At 69.0% G+C, this 8,134-nt stretch carries 5 protein-coding genes; 1 reads left to right on the plus strand and 4 read right to left on the minus strand.

Annotated elements, in window-relative coordinates:
- Window positions 1-301: 301 nt before the first annotated feature.
- The 4 genes from EIM47_RS15520 to EIM47_RS15535 all read right to left on the minus strand — a co-directional run bounded on the left by EIM47_RS15520 (window position 302) and on the right by EIM47_RS15535 (window position 6,806).
- Complete coding sequence (locus EIM47_RS15520; RefSeq protein WP_125077412.1) at window positions 302-3,907, minus strand: methylmalonyl-CoA mutase family protein; 3,606 nt, start codon at window positions 3,905-3,907, stop codon at window positions 302-304.
- Between the two features lie 433 nt (window positions 3,908-4,340).
- Entirely contained in the window at window positions 4,341-5,012 is a 672-nt protein-coding gene (locus EIM47_RS15525) for a hypothetical protein (RefSeq protein ID WP_240626258.1), read from the minus strand.
- Window positions 5,013-5,226: 214 nt separating this feature from the next.
- Window positions 5,227-6,165, minus strand: coding sequence for an alpha/beta hydrolase (locus tag EIM47_RS15530; RefSeq protein WP_233603071.1), 939 nt, complete (start codon window positions 6,163-6,165; stop codon window positions 5,227-5,229).
- Window positions 6,166-6,179: 14 nt separating this feature from the next.
- Window positions 6,180-6,806, minus strand: a complete 627-nt coding sequence (locus tag EIM47_RS15535) for a TetR/AcrR family transcriptional regulator (RefSeq protein WP_125077413.1) — start codon at window positions 6,804-6,806, stop codon at window positions 6,180-6,182.
- Window positions 6,807-6,996: 190 nt separating this feature from the next.
- On the opposite strand from EIM47_RS15535, the gene EIM47_RS15540 reads away from it, so the two are divergent.
- Window positions 6,997-8,100 (plus strand): Glu/Leu/Phe/Val dehydrogenase dimerization domain-containing protein, encoded by a 1,104-nt coding sequence (locus EIM47_RS15540; protein WP_125077414.1) that lies wholly within the window; start codon window positions 6,997-6,999, stop codon window positions 8,098-8,100.
- The last annotated feature ends 34 nt before the right edge of the window (window positions 8,101-8,134 follow it).

Genomic DNA, 8,134 nt, shown 5'->3' on the forward strand with positions numbered 1-8,134 from the left:
GCGCGTACCATGGCCCGCGGCGGCCAGGCCGTACACCGGAGAACGGGCGGTTGGTGCGTGGGCGGAGGAGCACGTCCTCTCGCCCGGCCAAGGTGGGACGTCGCGCGGATCCCGCCTGTCCAGTTCGCTGCCGCCAACCACCACGCACGGCAAGCCAACAACCCAGCGGCCTTCAACCCCGTGCTTTATCAGGAGGCACTAGTACGGCCAGCGGCGCCAGGCCATATCTGGTCCAGCTAGCGGCGAAACGCAGATGGCGCGCATGACTCCGGGACTACCCGCTCCCCAACTAAACAGCCGACTACATATTCCGCCGATACTCCCCACCCACGTCATACAAGGCATGACTGATCTGCCCGAGTGAGTGCGTCTTGACCGCTTCGACCAGCGCTTCGAAGACGTTCCCTCGCCGACGCGCGGTGTCCTGAAGATACGCCAGGCCGTGGCCGTTGTGGACCTCGGTCACAGTTTCATCCTCAACCACATGGGCATGGCCGGTTTCCCCTTCCGGCGCCAGCACATTGCGGTTGGCCTGCCAGGCGCGGACGTTGGCGATCTGCTGGGCCTTCTCGGCCTCGGTGGATCGGATCAGCTCGATCTCGGTGGCCACTTCGCCGGCGTGTTCCTTGGGCAGGAAGGTGTTGACGCCGACCAGGGGCAGGCTGCCGTCGTGCTTGCGGTGCTCGTAGTACAGGCTCTCTTCCTGGATCTTGCCGCGCTGGTACATGGTGTCCATGGCGCCGAGCACGCCGCCGCGCTCGCTGATGGCCTCGAACTCCTTGTAGACCGCCTCCTCCACCAGGTCGGTCAGGTACTCCACCGCGAAGCTCCCCTGCCAGGGGTTCTCGATGAAGTTCAGGCCCAGCTCCTTGTTGATGATCATCTGGATGGCCACGGCGCGGCGCACGCTCTCTTCGGTCGGCGTGGTGATGGCCTCGTCGTAGGCGTTGGTGTGCAGGCTGTTGCAGTTGTCGAACAGCGCATAGAGCGCCTGCAGCGTGGTGCGGATGTCGTTGAACTGGATCTCCTGCGCGTGCAGGGAACGGCCGGAGGTCTGGATGTGGTACTTCATCATCTGGCTGCGCTCGTTGGCGCCGTAGCGCTCGCGCATGGCGCGGGCCCAGATGCGGCGGGCGACGCGGCCGATGACGGTGTACTCCGGGTCCATGCCGTTGCTGAAGAAGAAGCTCAGGTTGGGCGCGAAGTCGTCGATGTGCATGCCCCGGGCGAGGTAGTACTCGACGATGGTGAAGCCATTGCTGAGGGTGAAGGCGAGCTGGCTGATCGGGTTCGCCCCGGCCTCGGCGATGTGGTAGCCGGAGATGGACACCGAGTAGAAGTTGCGGACCTGGTGCTCGACGAAGTACTGCTGGATGTCGCCCATCATGCGCAGGGCGAACTCGGTGCTGAAGATGCAGGTGTTCTGGGCCTGGTCTTCCTTGAGGATGTCGGCCTGGACGGTGCCGCGCACGGTGCGCAGGGTCTGTGCCTTGATCTTCTCGTAGGTCTCGCGGTCCACCAGCTGGTCGCCGGTGACGCCCAGCAGACCCAGACCGAGGCCGCCGTTCCCCGGCGGCAGGTCGCCGTGGTAGCGCGGGCGCTGGCGGCCTTCGAAGAAGGCGTCCATTTTCCGCTGCGCCTCGGCCCAGCGGTCCGGGTCGGCCTTGAGGTACTTCTCCACCTGCTGGTCGATGGCGGTGTTCATGAACATCGCCAGGATGATCGGCGCCGGGCCGTTGATGGTCATGGACACGCTGGTGTTCGGCGCGCACAGGTCGAAGCCGGAGTACAGCTTCTTCATGTCGTCCAGCGTGGGCACGTTGACGCCGGAGTTGCCGATCTTGCCGTAGATGTCCGGGCGCGGCGCCGGGTCCTCGCCGTACAGGGTCACCGAGTCGAACGCGGTGGACAGGCGCGCGGCCGGCTGCCCGGCGGACAGGTAGTGGAAGCGGCGGTTGGTGCGCTCGGGCGTGCCCTCGCCGGCGAACATGCGGATCGGATCCTCGCCGGTGCGGCGGTACGGGTAGACGCCGCCGGTGTACGGGTAGCTGCCGGGCAGGTTCTCCTTGCCGAGAAAGGTCAGCAGCTCGCCCCAGGACCTGAAGCGCGGCGCGGCGATCTTCGGGATCTTCTGGTGGCTGAGGGACTCACGGTAGTTCTCGACCCGGATGGTCTTGCCGCGGACCTGGTACTCGTTGACCTCGTCGGTGATCGACTTCAGCCGCTGCGGCCATTCGCGCAGCAGGCGCTGGGAGTCGCTGGAAAGCGACTGGATGGCGTCGTTGTAGCGCTGGCGCAGGGTGAGCAGGCTGCGGTCGGCTTCGACAGCCTCCCCGGAGGACGGGGGTTGCAGGGCGGCGCCGTCGTAGAGCGCCAGCGGCTCGGGCGGCAGCGGGTCGCCCAGCTCGCGCAGGGCTTCCCAGTAATGCTGGGCGCGGGCGGCGGTCTCGGCCTCGCTTTCGATGCGGCGGTTGATCGCCCTGCCCTGCTCGGCGATCTCGGCCAGGTAGCGCACGCGGTTGCCGGGGATCAGCACGGTGGCCCGCGGTTCCTTCAGCGAGGTGTCGATGCTGGGGTTGAAGTCGCAGCGGGGGGAGCCGACAGCAGAACCAAGGGCGGAGTCCAGTTTCCCACGCAGCAGGCGACAGAGGTTGGCGAACATCCAGCTCACGCCGGGATCGTTGAACTGGCTGGCGATGGTCGGGTAGACCGGGATCTCCTCGTCCGTCACCTGGAAGGCGTTGCGGTTGCGCTTCCACTGCTTGCGCACGTCGCGCAGGGCGTCCTCGGCGCCGCGGCGGTCGTACTTGTTCAGCACCACCAGTTCGGCGAAGTCGAGCATGTCGATCTTCTCCAGCTGGCTGGCGGCGCCGTAGTCGGAGGTCATCACGTACACCGGGAAGTCGACCAGGTCGACGATCTCCGAGTCGGACTGGCCGATGCCGGCGGTCTCCACGATCACCAGATCGAAATCCAGCGAGCGCAGGTAGCCGATGCAGTCGCGCAGCACGGTGTTGGTGGCGCTGTGCTGGCGGCGGGTGGCCATCGAGCGCATGTACACGCGGTGGCTGCGCAGCGAGTTCATGCGGATGCGGTCGCCCAGCAGCGCCCCGCCCGTGCGCCGGCGGGTCGGGTCCACCGACAGCACGGCGATGCGCATCTGCGGGAAGCAGGCCAGGAAGCGGTTGAGCAGCTCGTCGGTGACCGAGGACTTGCCGGCGCCGCCGGTGCCGGTGATGCCGACCACTGGCGTGGTCTGGCGTGATGATTGGTGATGCGTGGTTCGTGATTCGCTGGGAGCGGCAGCCCAGCCCCGGCGCATCAGGGCCAGTTCCGCTTCGGAGAAGACGCCGTCTTCGATCTTCGAGAGCATGCGGGCGATCGCAAACTCGTCGGCCGCGTCGTGCCCTTGCGGATCATCAGTCAGCAATGACGAATCACGCGCGCGCTTGGCGCGCGCAACCACATCCCCGATCATTTCCACCAGCCCCATCTTCATTCCGTCGTTGGGGTGGTAGATGCGCTCGACGCCGTAGGCCTCAAGCTCGCGGATTTCCTCGGGGGTGATGGTGCCGCCGCCGCCGCCGAACACGCGGATGTGCGAGGCGCCCTTCTCGCGCAGCATGTCCACCATGTACTTGAAGTACTCGACGTGGCCGCCCTGGTAGCTGGACAGGGCGATGGCGTCGGCGTCTTCCTGCAGCGCGGCGCGGACCACGTCCTCGACGCTGCGGTTGTGGCCGAGGTGGATCACTTCAGCGCCCTGGGCCTGGATCAGCCGGCGCATGATGTTGATCGCCGCGTCGTGGCCGTCGAACAGGCTGGCCGCGGTCACGAAGCGCAGCGGCGTGGTGTCGGCGTGGGCTTCGGGGCGTGCGCCCTGGAGATGGCTGGCGGGCGTGCTCATGCGTATGCGTCACCGGAAAGTCGGGATTCGACCCGATTCTAGTGCTTGCATCCGAAACGGATTGGCGCGGTGCAGCGTGACTTTCGCGCAGGTGCGATGGCGACGCCCTGCATCGCGGCGGCGGCCGGATAAGGCCGGATGGCACCCGGGATCCCGCCATGCACGCGAAGTCGTCCGCCAACGCCGTCCGGCGGCGGTTCCCCGGCAGCAGCGGCGGGCCGCGCCCTGCGCCATCGATGTGCGATGGCATCGGGGCCGCCCTCGCGGCCCCGGCCATTGAAATGCGACGCCTACGCCTAGCCCGGATAAGGAAGGCCGCATCCGGGACTCCGCCGCAGCGCGTTGGCGACGCGTCGGGCCCCGCCATCGCCCCGGCACTGTAGCGGCGCGGTGCGTTCCGCCTGCCCGGGCTATATGCCGCCAGTGATCGCGATCAGAACCGCGCTTCGATGCCGACGGTCACGGTGTCGGCGCGGTTGAACTCGTAGTCGGCCCAGTAGTAGGAGCTGGCGTAGACGTAGCTGGTGTAGAGCAGGTTGAGGTTGGCGTTGCGGCCCAGGTCCACGCCGACGCCGATGCCGGCGTAGCCGCCATCCACTTCCCCGGCCCACTCGCCCTCGCCCACGTCGGCGGCCCAGTAGCCGGCACGGACGATGCCGTACCACGGGTTGTGGCGGCCGAAGTTGAAGCGGCCATTGAAGCCGATGCTGCGGAACTTCACCTCATCGAAATGGATCCCCTGCCAGCGGGTGTCGGCCAGGCGGCCGGCGCCCACCTCGATGCCCAGCAGCGCGACCGGACCCGCCTGCCAGCGGTAGCCGGCGTTGAACGAAACCGCGTCCTGGTCGATCTCCTCGTAGATCCAGCCCTTGCCGAGCTGGGCGCCAACGAAGAAGCCGCTGCCGTCGCGCTGCACCGGGCGGTAGTACTGGGCCTGCTGGTGGCTCATCGCCGCCGGAAGCTCCGGCTCGGACGGCGGCGGCGGTGCCTGGGTGGTGCGGCCTTCGCGGTACTGCTTCCACGCCTGGGACACGGCCTGGGCGTGCGCGGGCTGGGTGGCGCCGGCCAGCAACAGCGCGGCGAGGACGACTGCATGACGGTTCATGGGCTTCCCCCCTGTGGTGTGGACGATCCCCGCATCCGTGCGGAAGGGGGACCAGGCCGCCAATTCCCTGGCGGGCCGGGGAAAGCCGCGCGCGACCACCACGCCGGCGGCGCCGGCGTGTGGTCGGGCAGTTGCTGGGCGCGCAGGCGCGCCGACGGATCCCCCCGTGCGGCGCGCAATCTGCGATGCGGTTCACATAAAGTCAAACATGGTTTCAGGCGAGCCCGAACGGCAGGTTGGGCGAGGACACCACCCGCTCGCCCACCGCCTCGCCGCGCAGGAAGCGCAGCGCCGCCTCCACCACCTGCGGTTCGGAGGCGATGCGGTGGTGGCCCAGGCCGCGGGTGCTCAGCAGGCGCGCGCCCGGCCACAGGCGGGCGTAGCGCTCGCCCTCCTCCCACGGCACGTCCTCGTCCTCCACGTCGTGCACGACCAGCGCCGGCACGCCCAGCGCGGGCAGGTGCAGGTGCGCGGCCAGCTGGTCCACGGCAATGCCGATCTGGCGTTCGAAGCGCTCGAACATGCGCGCCACCAGCGGCGGACTCAGGCCGATCGTGCGTCCGAAGCGGTGGCCGGCCTCACGCATGTCCGCCGCCGGCGCCAGCAGCACCACCCGGCCGGCGCGCACGCCTTCGCGCAGCGCCAGCACCGCCGCCGCGCCGCCCATCGAGTGCGCGACAAGGGCAGCGGCCGGGCCGTGCTGGCGGGCCACGTCGGCCAGCGCCGCGGCGCAGGCCGGCAGGTTGGTCTGGCATGGCGGGTTGCGCCCGTGCCCGGGCAGGTCGAAGGCGACCACGGCGTAGCCGGCCGCGCGCAGCGGCTCCACCCACGGCCGGCAGCGCAGGCCGAAGCTGGACCAGCCATGCGCGAACAGCACATAGGGCTGCAACGCCGGATCGCCCCAGGTGTAGGTGGTCAGCACGTCGCCGCCGCTTTCCACCTGGCCGATGTGGGCGTCGTCGCAGGGGGCGGCCAGGGCGCGGCTGCGCGAGCTGGGCAGCGGCGTGGCGAACAGCCGCGAGGCATGGCGCACGGTGGTGCGCGGTGCCAGCCAGCTGCCGGCGCGGAAGGCCCAGCGCAGGGGGCGCGGGACGCCGGATTTGCGAACGGTCGTGCTTTTTTGAGGCAAAGAAGAAGGCTTTGCGGCATCCATGGCACAGCTCCGTATCAGCGGGGGGGAGTGGCCGGGCCGGCATCGGCCCGGTAGCGGTCGAACAGGTCGTGCAGGGCGCGGCGCGTCAGGTCCGGGGCCTGCGGGTCGTGCAGGCGTACGTGGTGCAGGCCGTACATCAGGCCGTGCAGCTCGAAGGCCAGCAGCTTCGGGTCGGTGCCAGGGCGTAGGTGGCCCTCCTCGACGGCCTTGCGCACCGCGGTTTCGACCACGCCGCGCCAACGCTCCATCAGTTCGGTGACGAATTCGCGCATCGGGCCGGGGCGGCCGTCGTACTCGGAGATCGCGCCGAGGAACACGCAGCCGTCGGGATGGGCCAGGATCCAGTCCATCCAGCCTTCGATGACCGCCTGCAGCCGCGGCAGGCCACGCGGCCGGCGCAGGGCCGGCACCAGGACCTGATCGGTGAAGCCGGCAGCGGCCCATTCCAGGGTCTGCCGCACCAGGTCCTCGCGCGAGCCGAAGTGGGCGAACACGCCGCTCTTGGACATGCCCGCGGCATTGGCCAGCTCGCCGATGCTCACCCCCTCCAGCCCGACCCGGGCCGCAAGCTCGCAGGCGCGGCCCAGGAGCATGTCGCGGGTATGGGCTCCCTTGGCGGTGGCAGGCGCGGGCAGGTTCATGGAACGCAAAATAGCACGATCGTTCGTTCGGACAAGCCTTCGCGGGAGCGGAGTTGGAACCGGTTTAGAATGTGACCCGCGACGCATGCCCTCCCCCACCCGGCCACGTCGCTTTTTTGTTTCCGGACCCGGCGCCCGGCGGTGCCGGCCGGCCCGCCGCCACGCGCGACCCGACGACGCGGAGCCCGCCATGCTGTTTGAAACCCTCGCCACCTCCGGCCACGAACAGGTGGTCTTCTGCAACAACCCCGACGTGGGCCTGAAGGCGATCATCGCGATCCACAGCACCGTGCTGGGCCCGGCCCTGGGCGGTGTGCGCATGCGCCACTACGCCGACGAGGCCGACGCGGTGCGCGACGTGCTGCGCCTGAGCCGCACCATGACCTACAAGAACGCGCTGGCCGGCCTGAACATCGGCGGCGGCAAGGCGGTGATCCTGGGCGACCCGAAGACCGACAAGACCGAGGCCCTGTTCCGCGCCTTCGGCCGCGCGGTCGATGCGCTGGGCGGGCGCTACATCACCGCCGAGGACGTGGGCACGGACGTCAACGACATGGAGCTGGTGTACCTGGAGACCGAGTACGTCACCGGCGTGCACCAGGTCCACGGTGGCTCCGGCGACCCGGCCCCGTTCACCGCCTACGGAACCCTGCAGGCGCTGATGGCCAGCCTGCAGCGCAAGCTGGGCCACGAGGAAATCGGCAAGACCAGCATCGCGGTGCAGGGCCTGGGCCATATCGGCATGGAGCTGGTGAAGCTGCTGCGCGAGCGCGGGGCCAAGCTGTTCGTCACCGACCTGGACCCGGCACGCGTGGAGTACGCGGTGTCCGAGTACGGGGTGGAGGTGGTCGGCGTGGACGAGATCTACGACGTGGCCGCCGACGTGTTCGCGCCGTGCGCGATGGAAGGCGCGCTGACGATGGAGACCATCGAGCGGCTCAAGGCGAAGATCGTGTGCGGCTCGGCCAACAACCAGCTGGCCAGCCATGCGGTGGGCGACGAGCTGCACCGGCGCGGCATCCTGTTCGCGCCGGACTACGCGGTCAACGCCGGCGGCGTGATGAACGTGTCGCTGGAGATCGACGGCTACAACCGCGAGCGGGCGATGCGCCTGATCCGCAGCATCTACCACAACGTGGCGAAGATCTTCGACCTGTCCGAGCGCGAGAACATCAGCCCGCAGTACGCCGCCGACCGCATCGCCGAGGCGCGCCTGTCGGCGATCGGCAAGCTCAAGCTGCCGATGGGCCGCTCGGCCCCGCGCATGGGGCATCTGCGCGGCGAGCAGCACTGAGGAAAAAAAGGCCCGGGTTCCGGGCCTTTTTTTC

Source organism: Pseudoxanthomonas sp. SGT-18, assembly GCF_003931645.1.
Classification (GTDB): Bacteria; Pseudomonadota; Gammaproteobacteria; order Xanthomonadales; family Xanthomonadaceae; genus Pseudoxanthomonas.

Bases quoted from the DNA above. Each gene is read 5' to 3' on its own strand.
- EIM47_RS15520 (WP_125077412.1), bottom strand. From the start codon at position 3,907: ATGAGCACGCCCGCCAGCCATCTCCAGGGCGCACGCCCCGAAGCCCAC.
- EIM47_RS15525 (WP_240626258.1), bottom strand. From the start codon at position 5,012: ATGAACCGTCATGCAGTCGTCCTCGCCGCGCTGTTGCTGGCCGGCGCC.
- EIM47_RS15530 (WP_233603071.1), bottom strand. From the start codon at position 6,165: ATGGATGCCGCAAAGCCTTCTTCTTTGCCTCAAAAAAGCACGACCGTT.
- EIM47_RS15535 (WP_125077413.1), bottom strand. From the start codon at position 6,806: ATGAACCTGCCCGCGCCTGCCACCGCCAAGGGAGCCCATACCCGCGAC.
- EIM47_RS15540 (WP_125077414.1), top strand. From the start codon at position 6,997: ATGCTGTTTGAAACCCTCGCCACCTCCGGCCACGAACAGGTGGTCTTC.